This is a genomic window from Variovorax paradoxus (assembly GCF_009755665.1).
GTDB classification, from domain to species: Bacteria; Pseudomonadota; Gammaproteobacteria; order Burkholderiales; family Burkholderiaceae_C; genus Variovorax; species Variovorax paradoxus_G.
The window spans coordinates 3,513,472-3,529,104 of the sequence record NZ_CP046622.1; the positions used below are offsets into that span (position 1 = coordinate 3,513,472).

The 15,633-nt window shown below is 67.1% G+C and carries 14 protein-coding genes; all 14 read left to right on the forward strand.

Annotation, left to right across the window (positions count from 1 at the left end; all coding sequences use genetic code 11):
• The first annotated feature begins 1 nt into the window (after nucleotide 1).
• The 14 genes from GOQ09_RS16335 to GOQ09_RS16400 all read left to right on the forward strand — a co-directional run bounded on the left by GOQ09_RS16335 (nucleotide 2) and on the right by GOQ09_RS16400 (nucleotide 15,613).
• Nucleotides 2-718: a 4'-phosphopantetheinyl transferase family protein gene (locus GOQ09_RS16335; protein ID WP_157614464.1), complete on the forward strand. Its 717-nt coding sequence runs from the start codon at nucleotides 2-4 to the stop codon at nucleotides 716-718.
• Entirely contained in the window at nucleotides 715-1,533 is an 819-nt protein-coding gene (locus tag GOQ09_RS16340) for an alpha/beta fold hydrolase (protein ID WP_157614465.1), read from the forward strand. The genes GOQ09_RS16335 and GOQ09_RS16340 overlap by 4 nt, the downstream gene beginning before the upstream one ends.
• On the forward strand, nucleotides 1,526-2,452 hold the full coding sequence (locus GOQ09_RS16345) for a hypothetical protein (protein ID WP_165442092.1): 927 nt from the start codon (nucleotides 1,526-1,528) through the stop codon (nucleotides 2,450-2,452). Before GOQ09_RS16340 ends, GOQ09_RS16345 begins: the two co-directional genes overlap by 8 nt.
• A 47-nt stretch (nucleotides 2,453-2,499) precedes the next feature.
• On the forward strand, nucleotides 2,500-3,690 hold the full coding sequence (locus tag GOQ09_RS16350; protein ID WP_157614466.1) for a polysaccharide biosynthesis/export family protein: 1,191 nt from the start codon (nucleotides 2,500-2,502) through the stop codon (nucleotides 3,688-3,690).
• Between the two features lie 54 nt (nucleotides 3,691-3,744).
• A complete protein-coding gene (locus GOQ09_RS16355) occupies nucleotides 3,745-6,060 on the forward strand; it encodes a polysaccharide biosynthesis tyrosine autokinase (protein WP_157614467.1) in 2,316 nt (771 codons plus the stop codon).
• A complete protein-coding gene (locus tag GOQ09_RS16360; protein ID WP_157614468.1) occupies nucleotides 6,057-6,719 on the forward strand; it encodes a sugar transferase in 663 nt (220 codons plus the stop codon). The genes GOQ09_RS16355 and GOQ09_RS16360 overlap by 4 nt, the downstream gene beginning before the upstream one ends.
• Before the next feature lie 64 nt (nucleotides 6,720-6,783).
• The gene (locus GOQ09_RS16365) at nucleotides 6,784-7,761 is read left to right on the forward strand and encodes a GDP-L-fucose synthase family protein (protein WP_157614469.1); all 978 of its coding nucleotides are present in this window, start codon (nucleotides 6,784-6,786) and stop codon (nucleotides 7,759-7,761) included.
• 35 nt (nucleotides 7,762-7,796) lie between these two features.
• Nucleotides 7,797-9,125 carry a hypothetical protein gene (locus tag GOQ09_RS16370; RefSeq protein WP_157614470.1) on the forward strand — a complete coding sequence of 443 codons (1,329 nt, stop codon included), beginning with the start codon at nucleotides 7,797-7,799 and terminating at the stop codon, nucleotides 9,123-9,125.
• Between the two features lie 9 nt (nucleotides 9,126-9,134).
• Nucleotides 9,135-10,229, forward strand: a complete 1,095-nt coding sequence (locus GOQ09_RS16375; protein ID WP_157614471.1) for a glycosyltransferase — start codon at nucleotides 9,135-9,137, stop codon at nucleotides 10,227-10,229.
• Nucleotides 10,229-11,170, forward strand: coding sequence for a hypothetical protein (locus GOQ09_RS16380; RefSeq protein WP_157614472.1), 942 nt, complete (start codon nucleotides 10,229-10,231; stop codon nucleotides 11,168-11,170). Before GOQ09_RS16375 ends, GOQ09_RS16380 begins: the two co-directional genes overlap by 1 nt.
• Nucleotides 11,171-11,209: 39 nt before the next feature.
• Complete coding sequence (locus GOQ09_RS16385; RefSeq protein ID WP_157614473.1) at nucleotides 11,210-12,142, forward strand: hypothetical protein; 933 nt, start codon at nucleotides 11,210-11,212, stop codon at nucleotides 12,140-12,142.
• A gap of 28 nt (nucleotides 12,143-12,170) precedes the next feature.
• A complete protein-coding gene (locus GOQ09_RS16390) occupies nucleotides 12,171-13,436 on the forward strand; it encodes an oligosaccharide flippase family protein (RefSeq protein WP_157614474.1) in 1,266 nt (421 codons plus the stop codon).
• A complete protein-coding gene (locus GOQ09_RS16395; protein WP_157614475.1) occupies nucleotides 13,433-14,713 on the forward strand; it encodes a glycosyltransferase WbuB in 1,281 nt (426 codons plus the stop codon). The genes GOQ09_RS16390 and GOQ09_RS16395 overlap by 4 nt, the downstream gene beginning before the upstream one ends.
• Nucleotides 14,714-14,824: 111 nt before the next feature.
• A complete protein-coding gene (locus tag GOQ09_RS16400) occupies nucleotides 14,825-15,613 on the forward strand; it encodes a LuxR C-terminal-related transcriptional regulator (RefSeq protein WP_157614476.1) in 789 nt (262 codons plus the stop codon).
• The last annotated feature ends 20 nt before the right edge of the window (nucleotides 15,614-15,633 follow it).

Below are 15,633 nucleotides of genomic sequence, written 5' to 3' on the forward strand. Positions count from 1 at the left end.
CATGGGACACGCGGCCTTCGCCCTTTCTTCTGTCGACGCACCGCTTTGCCAGTATTTCGACCTGGATGACTGCGCCGGTCCCGGTGCCGCGCTGATCCTCTCCAAGGAGGAACGCACACGTGCCGGGCAGTTCCGCTTTCCGCAGGAGCGGCAACGCTACGTGGCGGCGCATGCCGCGCTGCGCTATGCGCTGGCCGAGCAGACCGGCGCGCGCGCCGATGCGCTGCGCTTTACGCACAGCGCCTTCGGCAAGCCTTCGCTGCTGGGCTGGCCGCGCGTTCACTTCTCGCTGAGCCACAGCCAGGGGCTGGGCCTGGTCGCCATCGGCGAGCGCGGCCCGCTGGGCGCGGACGTGGAACAGCTTCGGCCGGTGCCCGATGCATTGGCGCTTGCCGCAACGCATTTCACGCGGCTTGAGAACGAAGCGCTTCGCGCCCTGCCCGCCAACGAGCGCGACCAGGCCTTTCTCACCTGCTGGACGCGCAAGGAGGCTTGCCTCAAGGCCATCGGGCTGGGGCTGATCGTGCCGCCGGAGCGCTTCGAAGTGGGCGTGACGGCGGACTGCCGCAGCGTCGAGGTGCCGGTCGCCGGCCGAATCCTGTGGCTTGTGCTGCAGCCCGCGCCTTCGCGCATGGACAGCGTGGGATCGATCGCCGAGTGGCGGCAGACCCACACCCGCGCCAGCATGCCGCGCGGGGCAATGGAGAGCTTTGCATGACCCCCTATCCATTCCTTTTCGGCCCCGCATCGCGGCAGATCTTCGGCCTGTTCCACGCCGCCGAGGAAGCACTGCCCGGAAACACCGCGGTGCTCATCTGCCCGCCTTTCGGGCAGGAGGGCATGCGCACGCACCGCTTCTTCAAGGTGCTGGCCGAGCGCCTGGCGCGCGCGGGCATCGCGACCTTGCGCTTCGACTTCTACGGCACCGGCGATTCACCGGGCGACGAGGACGACGGCGAGCTCGACGGCTGGCGGCGCGACCTGTGCACGGCGCATGAAGAGCTGCGCCGGCGCGCACCGGGAAGCCGCATCGTCTGGGTGGGCGCGCGGCTCGGCGCCACCCTGGCCGTGCTGGCGGCCCGCAACGGGCGCTGCGACCCGGCGCGGCTGGTGCTGTGGGAGCCCGTGATCGACGGGCGGCGCTATGCGCGCCTGCTGCGCGAGCAACACGTGGCGGCCATCGACACGACCTTCTGCATTCCCGACCTGGCGTGGCGACGCGGCCTTTCGCGCGAGCCCGACACCATGCCCGAGGAGGCGCTGGGCACCTCGCTTTCGGCCACGCTGCGCACGCAGCTGGCCACGCTTGCGCCCGAATCGCTCCCGCTCACGGCCCTGCACGACACGCTGGTGCTCACGGGCCCCGACGACGAGCAGACAGCGCAGTGGGCGGCCGAGCAGCAGTCGCGCTACATGCCGGTGCGCCTTGCCTACTTCCAGCACCGGCTCGACTGGACGTCCGACCCCTACCCCAACAGCGCCATGGTTCCGGCCGATGCGCTCAACCGCCTGCAGGGGGCCCTTCATGAATGACATGACGCAAACCCCGGTGCGGTTCGGCACCGGCAACTCGCTGGTCGGCACCGTCACGATGCCCGCGCAACAGGTGCCCGCCACTGCCGCATGCCTGATGTTCAACATGGGCGCCAACCATCGCATCGGCCCGCGCCGCATCAACGTCAAGCTGGCGCATGTGCTGGCCGCGCGCGGCGTGAGCAGCCTGCGCTTCGACCTGGGCGGCGTGGGGGACAGCGAGGCGTCCGACTTCTCGCACGACCTGCAGACCCGCGCAATGAACGACCTGCAGGCGGGCATGGACCTGCTCGAGAACACGATGGGCATCCGGCAGTTCGTGATCGTGGCCATGTGCTCGGGCGTGGAGCACGCCATGGCCGTGGCCGAAGCGGACACGCGCGTGGTGGCGATTTCGCTGTTCGACGGCTTCGCGTTCCCGGAATGGCGCTCCCGCTGGGAGCGCAACGTGCGGCGCGCCATTGCCGCCCCCGCGCACCCGGCCTTCGCGGGCAAGGCCAAGCGCTGGCTCCAGCGGCATTTTCTGCGCAGCTACTCCACGAAGGCGCTGCCCGGCTTCTTCACGGAAAGAAAGCCGCCGCAGGTCAATGCCGTTTGGTTCGGCGCGGCCATGAAGCGCCTGGTTGAGCGGAAGGTGGCGGTGCAGCTGCTGTATTCGGGCTCGCTGCATGTCTCGGACCACGGCCGCGACCAGCTCGGCCCCTTCCGGCGCGAGCCCTTCGCGCAGGCCCTCCAGTACGAATTCATGCGCGAACTCGACCACACCTTCTGCACGGCAAAGGGGCAGCAGCTCTTTCTGCAGTCGGTCGGCGACTGGGTGACCGCATGCGCCACGGGCGCCGGCACCGAGCGCCGCGCCGTGAGCCCCGCCCCGGCCGTTGCCGAGCCTCCCCTGCACGGCGCCTACGTGCCGCAGTGAACCCGTTCCAGGACTTTCAGGATCCCCCACGAGCAAAGGACCATCCCATGGCACACCTCGACCCAGCCAGTTCCTCGCGCGGCGCACCCGTTGCTCCCGCGTCCGTCCAAGCTTCCGAACGCGCGCGCATCCGACGCCGGATCGGGTCGGTGGTCGCGTTGGCGCTGCCGCTGTGCCTGACTGGCTGCGGGATTCCCGGTTTCAAGACGCCGGACACCAGCGGCTGGAGCACTTCCCATGCGGAAGGCGAGCCGAAGATCGTTCCCATCACGCCCGAGCTGATCCGCACGCGCGCCACACAGGAACCGCAGGGCGTGCCGGCGGAGGTGCGCCAGCTCTTCGGCAAGGCACCGGCCTACACGATCGCTCCAGGCGACGTGATCGGCATCGTGGTGTACCGGCACCCGGAACTCATGCCCAACGCGGGCGCCGTCATCTCGCAGCAGTCGGACCCGACGGGCGTGAGCGTGGCTCCCGGCTTCATCGTCGACGGATCGGGCGAGATCACCTTTCCCTACATCGGGCGCACCAAGGTCGAGGGCATGACGGAAAGCGGCGCCTCCGACATGATCACGCGGCGCATTTCGCCGTTCGTGAAAGACCCGCTGGTCAGCGTGCGGATCCAGTCGTTCCGCAGCCGGCGCGTGTACGTGGAAGGCGAGGTTCGCACACCGGGCCTGCAGATCTTCACCGATGTGCCGATGACGCTTGCAGAGGCGATCAACCGCGCCGGCAGCGTTACCACCGCAGCCGACCGCTCGCGCGTGACCCTCACGCGCGGCGAGCGCACGCTGAACATCGACCTGCCGCTGCTGCAGCGCTACGGCTTCGATGCGAGTCGCATCCCGCTGCAGAACGGCGACCTCGTGAACGTGGGCACCCGCGAGGACAGCCGCGTGTATGTGATGGGCGAGATCCGCAACCCCTCCGCCCTGCTGATGCGCAACGGCCGGCTGAGCCTGAACGAGGCGCTGGGCGATGCGGGCGGGCCCGACCTGCTGACCTCTTCGCCCGGCCAGATCTACGTGGTGCGCAATTCGCGCGGCGAAGTGCCCGAGGTGTACCACCTCGACGCGAAGAACCCGGTTGCATTGGCGCTGGCAGACCGCTTTCCGCTGCAGGCGCGCGACGTCGTCTACATCGACCCCGTGCCGCTGGTGCGATGGAACCGCGTCATCAGCCTGATCCTTCCCGCGGCGCAGGTCGTGAACCTCGGCGGCACCGTCGACCGGCGCTGAGCGCCCTATCCCCATTCGCCACCCCTCGTCCAGGCAAACCAAAAAGGTGATCTCATGAATGCGCACTGGCAACCCATGGTTACCGCCCCAACAGATGCGGCGCCGGCTTCCGAGCAGCCTCCTTCAAGACTGCGGGAGCATGTCGACCTGCTGATCGACAACCGATGGAAGATCGCGAAGATCACCGCGGTGGCACTGCTGATCGGCGCGGCCTACGCGTTATTCGGCCCGCGCGTGTACGAAGCCAACGTGCTCATCCAGGTCGAGGACCCGGAACGCTCGGGTGGCACGCTGGTCGGCGACTCCGCGAGCAGCGCGCTGAATGCCAAGACCCCTACCGCGGGCGAGGCCGAAATCCTGAAGTCGCGCCTCGTGCTCGGGCAGGCCATCGAGAACACCAAGCTCTACATCGAGGCCGAGCCGCTCTATGTGCCGATCGTCGGCCCATGGCTGGCACGGCGCGCGAAGAAGCTCTCCGAACCCGGCTTTGCGGGCCTTTCGGGCTACGTGAGCGGTAACGAGCAGATCGTGGTCGCGCAAATGGACGTGCCAGCCGAACTCGAAGGCACGCGCTTCACGCTGACCGCGGGCGAGAACGGCGCCTACTCCCTGAGCCATCCCAAGCTGGAAGCGCCGATCGAAGGCAAGGTGGGGACACCGGTCGACGCCGAAACCCCGCTCGGCCCCCTCCACCTGCTGGTGGGCTCCGTCTCGGGGCTGCCGGGCGCGGCCTTCTCGCTGGTGCGCCAATCGAAGCAGCTCACTCTGCTGGAGCTGCAGAAGGACCTTCGCGTGATCGAAAAAGGCAAGCAGTCCTCGGTCATGGAAGTGAGCTGGCAGACCGGCAACCGCATGCAGCTGGCGAACCTTCTCAATGAAGTCGCGCGCCTGTATGTCCGCGTGAACATCGACCAGAAGACGGCGCAGGCGCAGCGCGCGCTCAACTTCCTGGGAGGCGAGCTGCCCAAGTTCAAGCAGCAGCTGGAGAACTCCGAAGAGGTCTACAACCAGTATCGCAATCGCAACGGAACGATCAGCCTCGATGACGAGGCGCGCAATGCGCTGTCGCAGAACATCGACCTGCAGACGAAGCTCTTCGACGCAACGCAGAAGCGGCTGGAGCTCACCGAGCGCTTCACGGCCCGCGACCCGAGCGTCATGACCATCGACGCGCAGATTGCGTCGCTGAAGAAGGCGCTGGGCGGCGTGGAACAGCGCATCCGCCGCATGCCGATGATGCAGCAGGACTCGCTGCGCATGCAGCGGGACATCAAGGTCAATACGGACCTCTACGTGTCGCTGCTCAACAGCTCGCTGCAGATGCGGCTCGCCAAGGAAGGACGCATCGGCAACGTGCGTGTGCTCGACCAGGCACTGACGCCCGAGAAGCAGATCCGGCCCAAGGCCTCGATCACCATGGCGCTTGCGCTGCTGGCGGGCCTCTTCGTCGGCGCGGCCTCGACCTTCATGCGCAGGTCGTGGCGCAACACCATTGCCAGCCCGGCCGAGATCGAAACCCACACCGGCCTGGACGTGTACAGCACGGTCACGCTGAGCGACCGGCAGCGCCACCTCGACCGCGCCGTGCTCCAAGGCAAGCCCGGCATGCACCTGCTGGCGGCGGCTCATCCGGACGACCCGGCGCTCGAGGGACTGCGGCGGCTACGCACCGCGCTCAAGTTTGCGATGCCGCGGGCGCTGAACAACCGGATCATGATCTCCAGCGCCACGCCCGGCGCGGGCAAGACCTTCGTGTCTTCCAACCTTGCGGCGGTGCTTGCATCGAGCGGCCGGTGCGTGCTGCTGATCGATGCCGACCTCCGGCGCAGCAGCGTGGCACCCCGCTTCGGCCTGAAGCGCAGCGGCGGCCTCTCGGAACTGATCCAGGGCGCCATCGAACTCGACAGCGCCATCCACAAGGGGGTTCTGCCGCATCTCGACGTGATGACGACAGGCGTGTTGCCGTCCGACCCGACGGGCCTTCTCACAAGCGATGCATTCGCACGCGTGCTCGAGAAGGTTTCGACGCGCTACGACGTGGTGATTGTCGACACGCCGCCCACGCTCCTCGCGTCGGAAACGGCCGAGATGGCGACCTGCATGGGAACCCTGCTAATGGTCGCCCGCGCCGGCGACAACGAGTTGGGCGACCTGACCGAAAGCGTCAAGCAGCTGAGGCACGCCGGTGCGCATTTCCAGGGCGTGGTACTCAACGCGCTGGACACCCGCCGCCGCTACTACGGCAGCCTTGCCTATCGCTACGGTGCCTACAGGCTGCGCGCGCACGACTATCCGACCGCGCCCGCCGAACTGCCCCGGCCCGCAACGCCGGTCGCGGCCGCGGCGGCAACGGAGGGAGCCACGGCGTGAACACCTTGCCATCGAATGCTCCCGTCCAGTGGGCGGGCAATTCGCGGTTGCTGATGGCCACCAAGCGCGGTGCGGACATCGCAATGGCGAGTTGCTTCTTCCTGTTCATGGGGTGGGCCTATGCGCTGGTCTGGATCGGCGTGCTGCTGACCTCCGGCGGCCCGGCGATCTACAAGCAGCCGCGCTACGGACGGGATGGGCGTGTCTTCAGCTTCTACAAGTTCCGCTCGATGGTGGCCGACTCCGACGCGGTGCTGGCGCGGCACCTGCGCGAGAACGAAGAGGCGCGCCGGCAATGGGACATGTACCAGAAGCTGGAGCATGACCCGCGCATCACGCCCTTCGGCGCGTTCCTGCGCAAGTACAGCCTCGACGAGCTGCCGCAGTTCTGGAACGTGCTCAAGGGCGACATGAGCATGGTCGGCCCGCGCCCCTGCATGTTCTCGCAGAAGGACCTGTACGGCCCTTACTGGGGCCACTACTGCTCGGTACGCCCTGGCATCACCGGCCTGTGGCAGGTGAGCGGGCGCAGCGAAGTCAGCTACCGGCGCAGGGCCGCCATGGACGCCGACTACGTCGCCACGCTGTCGCTGCGCCAGGACCTCGCGATCCTGCTGAAGACCTTCCTGGTGGTGGCCGGCGCCAAGGGTTCCGGCTAGGCGCCGAGGCCCGTGCACTCCCTGTTCCGACATCTCAATCCTCAACCTTCAACCGAAAGAACATATGCGTATATACGTTGCTGGTCATCGCGGCATGGTGGGTCAGTCGCTCATGAAGCGCCTGCGCAGCCTCGGGCACGAGGTCGTCACGCGCGGACGTGAAGAGCTCGACCTGCTCGACCAGGAGGCAGTGCGCCGGTTCTTCGCCACCGAGCAGATCGACCAGGTCTATCTCGCGGCGGCAAGGGTCGGCGGCATCCACGCCAACATGACTTACCCGGCGGAGTTCATCTACCAGAACCTCCTGATCGCCGCCAATGTCACGCACCAGGCGTTCCTTGCGAACGTCAGGCGTCTCCTGTTCCTCGGCTCGAGCTGCATCTACCCGCGGCTTGCCGAGCAGCCCATCCACGAAGATGCGCTGCTCAGCGGCAAGCTCGAGCCGACGAACGAACCTTATGCAATCGCCAAGATTGCAGGCATCAAGCTGTGCGAGAGCTACAACCGGCAATACGGTGCCTCCCACGGCATCGACTACCGCAGCGTGATGCCGACCAACCTGTACGGGCCCGGCGACAACTACCACGCGCAGAACAGCCACGTGGTCCCGGCCCTCATCAGGCGCTTTCACCTGGCCAAGACGGAAAACGCGTCCGAGGTGGTGATCTGGGGCACCGGCCGCGCGCGTCGCGAGTTCCTCTATGTCGACGACATGGCCGACGGCTGCATCGCAGTCATGGACATGACGCGCGACAGCTACGAGCAGCACACCACGCCCATGTGCGCGCACATCAATCTCGGCACGGGTGAAGACCTGTCGATCGGCGAACTGGCGGCGCTGATCGGCGACGTCGTCGGCTACAGCGGCCGGATCCGCTTCGACACCTCGCAGCCGGACGGCGCGCCCAGGAAGCTGCTCGATGTGTCGTGCGCAGCGGCCATCGGGTGGCACGCCACGGTGCCGCTCGAAGAAGGCCTGCGCCGCACCTATGCGGCATACCAGGAGGCGATCCGTCCGGTCCAAGAGATCGCCCACGCCTGAGCCGAACGCCCACCTCCACCGCACAAGGCCCTGTCATGAGAACACTCTGCTTCTGGTTCGGCATTGCGGCTGCGTTCGCATGCGCCCAGGTAGACCCGGTCTGGGGCTACGCGGCGGTGTGCGTGCTCTCGCTGGTGCAGCTTGCAATGCTCGGCGCCCCCGGGACGAGCACGTTCCTGCTGATCCACTACACCGCGGTCCTCACCTACTTCTCGGTGGCGCCGGCCATGCAGATCGCGGCCGACGTTTCGTTCTGGGACACGGGCGTGATCGGCGCGGGTGCGCACACACAAGCCATCACGCTGCTGCTGCTGTACATGGCGGGTGTGGAGGCCGCCAGGTTCGGCATGCACGAGGCGGCAGCGCCGGCCTTCGCGCGCGGGGCCGGGCTGCCCGAGACGCAGATCGCCGGCGTTGCGCACCCCGTGCTGCTGCTGCTGAGCGGCACGGTTGCGGCGTTCGCGTCGCTGTTCATCCGCCCCGACCTGAACTTCATCGCGCGCGGCCTGCCCGACGAAGGCCAGAACCTTCCGGTCGATTTCATCGTCTATTCGACGCTGCCGAAGCTCATCGTGCTGATGTGCTTCGTGGCACTGGCTATCCACGCATACCGCCGCCGGACGATCTGGTCGTGGTGCGCCGCCGGCTTTGCGCTGGTGCTGGCCGGCATTGCGGCCTACCCCGTCAACACGCCGCGGCAGATCCTGCTGATCGGCCTGCTGCCGCTTTTCATCTACGTGCTCGGCGTGAAGCGCCGCTGGCTGCTGGCCATGCTGATCTTCGGTGCCATCGCCGGACTTGGCCCGGTACTGAACCTGATTTCGCGCGGCAGCTTCTGGGGCGAGACGCTCACCACCTTTCCCTACAGCCAGGACTTCGACGCGATGTACGTCGTGGCCGGACTGCTGGAGCGCGCGCCCGAACCCGAACTCGGTTTCGGCCGCTACCTGCTGTCGGCCTTCTCCTTCATGCTGCCGCGCAGCCTGAAGATGTACCCGGAGTTCGACCCGCTCGGATGGCCGGCCGTGCTGGGCAACTTCTCGCAGAGCAATCTCTCGCTGCCGCCATTCACCACGGCGTACTTCGACTTCGGCCTGGCAGGTCCGGTGATGCTCGGACTGGCGGTCTCGGCCTTGTTCCGCATGCTCGACAAGGTGGACCAACCGCATGCCGCGCTGTCTGCCACCTACCTCTGCGCACTGGTGCTGCTGGCTGCATACGTGCCCTTCATGCGGGGGCCGATTCTGGGTTGGGGCCCGTTCGCGGCCTCGGGGCTGATCGCGGCGGTTTTTGCCGGGCTGCTGAGTTCGCGCTTTCGCCAGCCGGGCCGCGGGGCGGCGATGTACGCGCACGGCACGACGTGAGGTTTCAACATGTACAAATACCTCTTCTACGACTCGATCAGCCTCAACAAGGGCGCGGGCGGCGTGCTGAACGTGTCCGATCTTCTGCTGCGCCGGATGCGCATGTGCAAGGGCGACCACATCCAGCCGATCAGCGAGCGGCACCCGGGCATCTACGCCGTCGCGCAGCGCCTGAGGGTCAGCCGTTTCCTGGTGGAGATACTGCTCTACAACTATCACCGGCTGCGGGCACTGGTGTCCGGCGAGACCGTGTTCTCGCTGTTCCCCAACTACTTTCTGCCGTTCACGCTTTTCGGGCGCCACCGCGATTCGATCGTGGTAATTCACGACCTGCAGTACAAGGCCTACCCGCAGTACTTCAGCCGCACCAAGCGCTTGTGGCTCGACTGGTGCCTGCGGCGCGTGGCGCGCAGCGCGGCTGACGTGGTGTTCATCAGCAGAAGCAGCCAGCAGGATTTCGAGCGCTACTTCGGACGCTGCGAGCACCCGACGGTCATCTTCAATCCGGTGGAGGCAACCCGCTCGCCCGGCCCGCCGGGACCGGTCAAGCCGGGGCGCGCGGCTGTCATTGGAGAGCGCTACCTCATTGCTTCGTACCACTACTACCCCCACAAGAACTTCGACGGCACGCTGAAGCTGTTCGAACGCATGAAGCGGGAGGGCCTGGTCGACTGGCTGGACGTCACCGGCAACGGTGCGGCGGAAGTGAAGCGGATGGCCGCCCTTATGGGACCCGCCATCAGCGGCTGCGTGCGCCATAGAGGAATGGTCTCGCGCAAGGAACTGACGCAGCTGTACTGCGGCGCGGCGGCGTTCATTTCGCTTTCGGCGTTCGAGGGCTTCAACCTGTCCGCCGCCGAGGCTGCCACGCTGGGCGTGCCGCTGCTGCTGTCGGACATTCCGGTGCACCGGGAGCTGTTCGGCGACTACGCCTTCCTCATCGGCAACGGCGCCACCGACCTCGACGGGTTGTCGCGCTACCTGGCCGAGCACCGCTCCAAGCAGCCGGCCTGGACCCTCGCCGAAGCCTGCGCGCCGGGCACCGTGGCAAGGCGCTACCTCACGCTCAAGCATGAAGCCGTTTCGCTCGCGGGGGCCATGTAATGACCAGGCTTGCAGGCGCTCTTCGGCGGCTTCTCCCGGCATGGCTGCTGTGCGTGGCTTGCGCGGCATCGGCCGCACCGCCTGTGACGGGCTTTGGCGTGATGGTGCATTACCTGCCCGACAAACAGACCATTGCCGATGTCGCGCGATTCGATGCCGAAGCGCTTGCCGCGTCGCTCGCACGCATGCGGGCCTCCTACCTCATCCTGACGCTGGGCCAGAACAACGGCCAGTTCATCGCGCCCAATGCGGCGCTGGAGCTGCTGTGCCCCGGCAGCATCGAGAACCGCCCGCCGCGCGACCTGCCGATGGAAATCGGCCGCGCCCTGCAGCGCCGCGGCATCGGGCTGGTGCTGTACCTGCCCTTCCGCGCGCCGCAGGGCGACGCCTACCTGATGGATTGCCTGGGCGACGTTTCGGAGCAGAAGCCGCCGCCCGCGCGCTTCATCGCCGGATGGACCGCGGTGGTGCGGGAATGGTCGGAACACTACGGCGCGCTTGCCAAGGGCTGGTGGTTCGACGGGGTCTACAACACCAAGGGCATGTCGGCGGAAGACTGGAACGGGCTCTGCGCCGCCGCGCGCACCGGCGCGCCGAAGCGGTGGCTCGCGTTCAACTCCGGCGAGGGCCCGCAGCGCTTCAGTGCCAAGGCCGCGCCGTGCCAGAACCTCATGGCCGGGGAGCTCCTGCAGCCTCCGGCGCCTTCGGTGCCTTCCACCACTCCCGCATCGGGCTTGGCGTTCCATGTGCTCACGCCGCTCGGCTCGTCGTGGGGCCAGACCACTGCGCCGCGCTTCACGGCCGACCAGCTGCGCGACTGGATTGCCGATGCGAAAGCCCGCGGTGGGCTGTTCACGCTCGACCTGCCGCTGGACGCGGACTACCGCTTTCTACCCACCCACGTCGCGCTGGTGCGAAACGCCACAGCGCCGCGGCCCTGAGTGCCGACCCACTACCCACGCCATTTTTTTCAATAACCCATGACCAACGCTCTCGCATTCATCGTGGTGGAAGACCGCCAGAACAAGACCCTGCTGCTGTGCCGCGAATCGGCGGCACTGGCCGAGGAACACCTTGTCGTTTTGGCGGGCACCGACGCAGGCCCCGACTACGCGCGCCTATGCAGCCACTATGTGCACCTGTCGAGCAACTCGCCGGAGTTCGAGAAGATCTGCTTCCGGCGCTACTTCCTCTTGGCCGAGTACCTCAAGGCACATCCGGAGTGCCGCGAGTTCGTGCTGATCGACAGCGACGTGCTGCTGTTTCGCGGCGTCGGCGCGCACATCCGGCGCGTGTCCGGAAAGGCGGATTTCTCCGGCTCGTACGTGCGCCCCCGCGACGGGTGGGACCCATGCCAGATATCGCCGCATGTGAGCTACTGGACCGCGATGGGCCTGCAACGCTTCATCGCCTTTGTGCTCAACACCTACGCCACGCCCGCCGGCCGCCGGAAGCTGCGCGCGATCGCGGCGCGGTTCGCGGCCCGCGGCGTGCGCGGCGGCGTGTCCGACATGACGCTGCTTCACCTCTGGGCCCAGGCGAGCGGCAATGCAGACCCGATCAACCGCGTGTTCGGCGGACGGATGATCGACCACAACATCAACGGCGGCCACAACCTGCTGCTGAACGAATTCCAGGCGCGGGGCGGCGCAAAGCGCATCGTGTACGTCGACGGCCAGCCCAGCGTGGTGACGCCGGCCGGCGAACTGGTGGGCGTGATGGCCCTGCACTTCCAGGGCAGCGCAAAGATGGCCATGTCGCACGTGCTGCATGGCCGCGTGCACACGGCCGCCGCGCTGACATATGCGTTGCAGGCGGCGCGGCGCGCCAAGAACTGGGCCTTCGGCCGCGGGCTGCTCGCCCAGCGTGCAGCCGCTGCCGGCCGCTTCGCGGGCGCTTCCGCGCCGAAATGACGCGGCCAGCACGCAACAGGCGCACGCCATGAACCTCCTAGACCGCTCCATCACCCTGCCCGGCTTTCGCGCGGTGCAGCTGCGCGGCCTGGGTGCGCTGGCTTCGCGGCTCTATGCCTACATGTCGGGCTTCCTGGCCGTGTTTCTGATGGCGGCGTATGTCTCGCCCGCGGAGTTCGGCGAGTACTCGATCTACCAATCGGTGCTGGAAGCGGCGCTGATGGTGGGAACGCTGGGCAGTTCGCTGCTGTTCTCGCGCGAAGCCGCCAGCGTGCCGCCGGGCGTGAGCCGGGGCGACGTGCTGCGCACGCTGGCCATCGGCATTCCGCTGGCCACGCTGCTGGTCGCGCTGATCCTGAAGGTTCAACACCTGCCGGTGGTGGGCGTGCCCTTTGCGTTGATCGTTTCCACGCTCGCAGTGTTCTCGTTCATCAGCCTGCGCCTTTCCTATAGCCGGGGGATGGGCTACGCGGGGTTGCTCAACCTGGAGACGGGCATCCGGTCGAGCATCCTGGTGCTCGGCGTCGCAGCTCTCATCGTGCTGGGGTTCGAACTGGGTGCCTGGCAGCTGCTGCTCATCAACCTCGTGGCCTTCTTGCTCGTAGGGGCGGCCAGCATGCGCACCGGGTGGGCCGCGGGACCGCCGCGTGGCCGGCCCGCGCTGCGTCTCCAGTCGCAGGGCGGCGCCACCGTCTATTCGCTGCTGATGTTCCTGCTTCGCAAGTCGGACCTGCTGGTGATCGCCTTCTTCATGCCGCTCGGATACGTGGGCGCTTTCAAGGTCGCCTTTCTGCTGGCGGAAGCCCCGTCGCAGTTCGTGCAGGCGTTTCTCTATACGAAGACGCGCGCCATGCTCGGCGCCGAGGCCGGCAAGCTCGATGCGTCGACGCTGCAGCTGGCCAGGCAATCGTTCCTGCTGGGCTGCGCGCTCTTTGCCGCGCTGGCCGCGCTCATCACGGTTGCCGCACCGCTGCTCAAGGTGGGGCACGAGGCGCTGGAGATCTTCCTGTGCATTGCGCCGTATTTCCTGCTGCGCACCTACACGATCCACCACGAGATGCTGCTCGCACTCAAGAGCCCGGTGGCCGCGCTCGGCGGCTGGGCATTGCTCGAGGTGGCGCTTCGGCTGCTGTCGTACGGCGTGGTGGTGTCGGTTTTTCCGGGCAAGCCGCACTACGTTTTCTTCATCGCCTTCGTGTCCGACTTTCTTCTCTACGAGGTGCGCATGCGCGCGCTGTTCGGCTTCTATCCGATCGTGCGGCTGGTCCGCGGTTCCTTTGAAAGGGCGTCGTGAAAATTCTGCTTTACTCGATGAACTTCACGCCCGAGCTGGTCGGCATCGGCAAGTACTCGGGCGAGATGGCGCAGTGGCTGCATGCAAAGGGCCATGACGTGCGCGTAATCGCATCGCCGCCCTTCTTTCCGAACTGGGCAGTGTCCGAAGGGCATTCGGCCTGGGCCTACCGCAAGACGGACTGGAACGGCATCACCGTCTGGCGCGCCCCGACCTGGGTGCCCGCGCGGCCCCGGGCGCTGGCGCGCCTGGCGCACCTCTTCTCTTTCATGGTGTCGAGCATGCCTTTGCTCTTCGCGCAGATCCGCTGGAAGCCGGACCTGGTCTTCGTGGTCGAGCCGCCCCTTTTCTGCGCGCCGTCCGTGCTCTTCTTCTCGCGGATGCTGGGCATCAAGTCGTGGCTGCACATCCAGGACTACGAGGTGGACGCCGCCTTTGGCATGGGCCTGGTGCGCGGCGCGCGGGTGCGGCGCTTCGCGCTCTCGGTGGAGCGCTGGCTGCTGGGTCGGTTCAACCGCGTATCGACCATCTCGGCCGCCATGCTCGACAAGGCAAGGGACAAGGGCATCGACGAAACCCGGCTGGTGCTGCTGCCCAACTGGGTGGATGTGCGTTCGATCTTTCCGCAACCCGCCGGTGCATCGGATGCAGACGGCACCACCGGCTACCGGAACATGCTCGGCATTCCGGCGGACGAGGTGGTGGTGCTCTACGCGGGAAGCCTGGGGGCCAAGCAGGGCATCGAGCTGCTGGCCGATGCGGCGCACCGCCTGGTCGCGGCGGCGCATATCCACTTTGTCTTCTGCGGCAACGGCCCGAGCCGCGAGCCGCTGAAGGCCGCCTGCGCGAACCTGCCGCGCGTCCACTTCATCGACTTGCAGCCTGCCGAGCGGCTCAACGAACTGCTGGGCATGGCGGACATCCACGTGCTGCCGCAGCGCGCCGACGCCGCGGACCTGGTCATGCCTTCGAAGCTGGCCGGCATGCTCGCGAGCGGCAAGGCCGTGATCGTGACGGCCCATGAGGGCACCGAACTGAGCAACGTGGTGTCCGGCCGCGGCATGGTGGTTGCCCCCGGCGACGCGGACGCATTGGCCGACGCCATCGCGCAGCTCGCGATGTCTCGCCCGCAACGCGAAGCCATGGGTGCGGCCGCCCGTTCCTTCGCGGAAACAGAGCTGGACCGCAACGCCATTCTTCAGCGCCTGGAGCGCGAGCTGATGCGTTGCGTGGCCGAGCCGCTCGCGGTTCCCGCTCCCACCGGATCCAGGCCATGACTTCTTCAAAGCTGCCTGCAGAGGCTCCCAAATTGCCAGCCCCGTAGGGCCGGCGTATCTCGATGCAAACGTGAAACCTCCTCCAACCCTAACAACTCTCTAGGAACCTTCATGTCCGACACCGCGCCTCACTCTTCCGACTCCCCTGACTCCGCTCGGGCGTCCGAGCGCCGCACGGTTTATCCGTCCGGCGTCTGTCCTCCGGCCGAACCGCTGTGGCCGCATTTCCTGACGGGGCAGGAAGATGCTCCGGTCCGCGTGCTGCTCGTCGACGACGACGAGTTCATGCGCCGCGTGATTGCCCAGGAGCTGCTGTCGGACATGCGCATCCAGCTGGAGGCGCAGGCCGGCAGCGTGCGCGACGGCCGCCGCCTGCTGACGACCCACGAGTTCGACGTGCTGATGGTCGACCTGCGGCTCGGCGACGGATCGGGGTTCGAGCTCATCCGCGAGGCACGCAAGCTGCACCGCTACTGCGAAATCATCGTGATCTCGGCCATGGAAGACGACGCTCATGTGATGCATGCCTTCGAGCTCGGCGCCACGGGCTACCTGCTCAAGCATGCATGGCTGCAGAGCTTTGCGCAGGCGGTGCTGCAGGTGGTGAACGGCGGCGCGGCGATCACGCCCAAGCTGGCGCGGCGCCTGCTCACGCGCATGAACCAGCAGACCAGCGAACCGCCTCCGGTCGAAACACCGCAGCGCGAGGTAACGCTGACGACTCGCGAGCGCGAAGTGCTTCGCTGCGTGGCGCGCGGCTGCGTGTCGAAGGAGATCAGCATGAGGCTCGGAATCTCGGGGCAGACGGTCAACGCCCACATCAAGAACATCTACAAGAAGCTGCAAGTGCATTCGCGCGCACAGGCCGTGAGCTTCGCCACCAACACCGGGCAGCTCTGAGCGCGCCGGCCTCCACCTTC

Coding starts and splice junctions, on each gene's coding strand:
- GOQ09_RS16335 (WP_157614464.1), top strand. CDS start 2: ATGGGACACGCGGCCTTCGCCCTTTCTTCTGTCGACGCACCGCTTTGC.
- GOQ09_RS16340 (WP_157614465.1), top strand. CDS start 715: ATGACCCCCTATCCATTCCTTTTCGGCCCCGCATCGCGGCAGATCTTC.
- GOQ09_RS16345 (WP_165442092.1), top strand. CDS start 1,526: ATGAATGACATGACGCAAACCCCGGTGCGGTTCGGCACCGGCAACTCG.
- GOQ09_RS16350 (WP_157614466.1), top strand. CDS start 2,500: ATGGCACACCTCGACCCAGCCAGTTCCTCGCGCGGCGCACCCGTTGCT.
- GOQ09_RS16355 (WP_157614467.1), top strand. CDS start 3,745: ATGAATGCGCACTGGCAACCCATGGTTACCGCCCCAACAGATGCGGCG.
- GOQ09_RS16365 (WP_157614469.1), top strand. CDS start 6,784: ATGCGTATATACGTTGCTGGTCATCGCGGCATGGTGGGTCAGTCGCTC.
- GOQ09_RS16370 (WP_157614470.1), top strand. CDS start 7,797: ATGAGAACACTCTGCTTCTGGTTCGGCATTGCGGCTGCGTTCGCATGC.
- GOQ09_RS16375 (WP_157614471.1), top strand. CDS start 9,135: ATGTACAAATACCTCTTCTACGACTCGATCAGCCTCAACAAGGGCGCG.
- GOQ09_RS16380 (WP_157614472.1), top strand. CDS start 10,229: ATGACCAGGCTTGCAGGCGCTCTTCGGCGGCTTCTCCCGGCATGGCTG.
- GOQ09_RS16385 (WP_157614473.1), top strand. CDS start 11,210: ATGACCAACGCTCTCGCATTCATCGTGGTGGAAGACCGCCAGAACAAG.
- GOQ09_RS16390 (WP_157614474.1), top strand. CDS start 12,171: ATGAACCTCCTAGACCGCTCCATCACCCTGCCCGGCTTTCGCGCGGTG.
- GOQ09_RS16400 (WP_157614476.1), top strand. CDS start 14,825: ATGTCCGACACCGCGCCTCACTCTTCCGACTCCCCTGACTCCGCTCGG.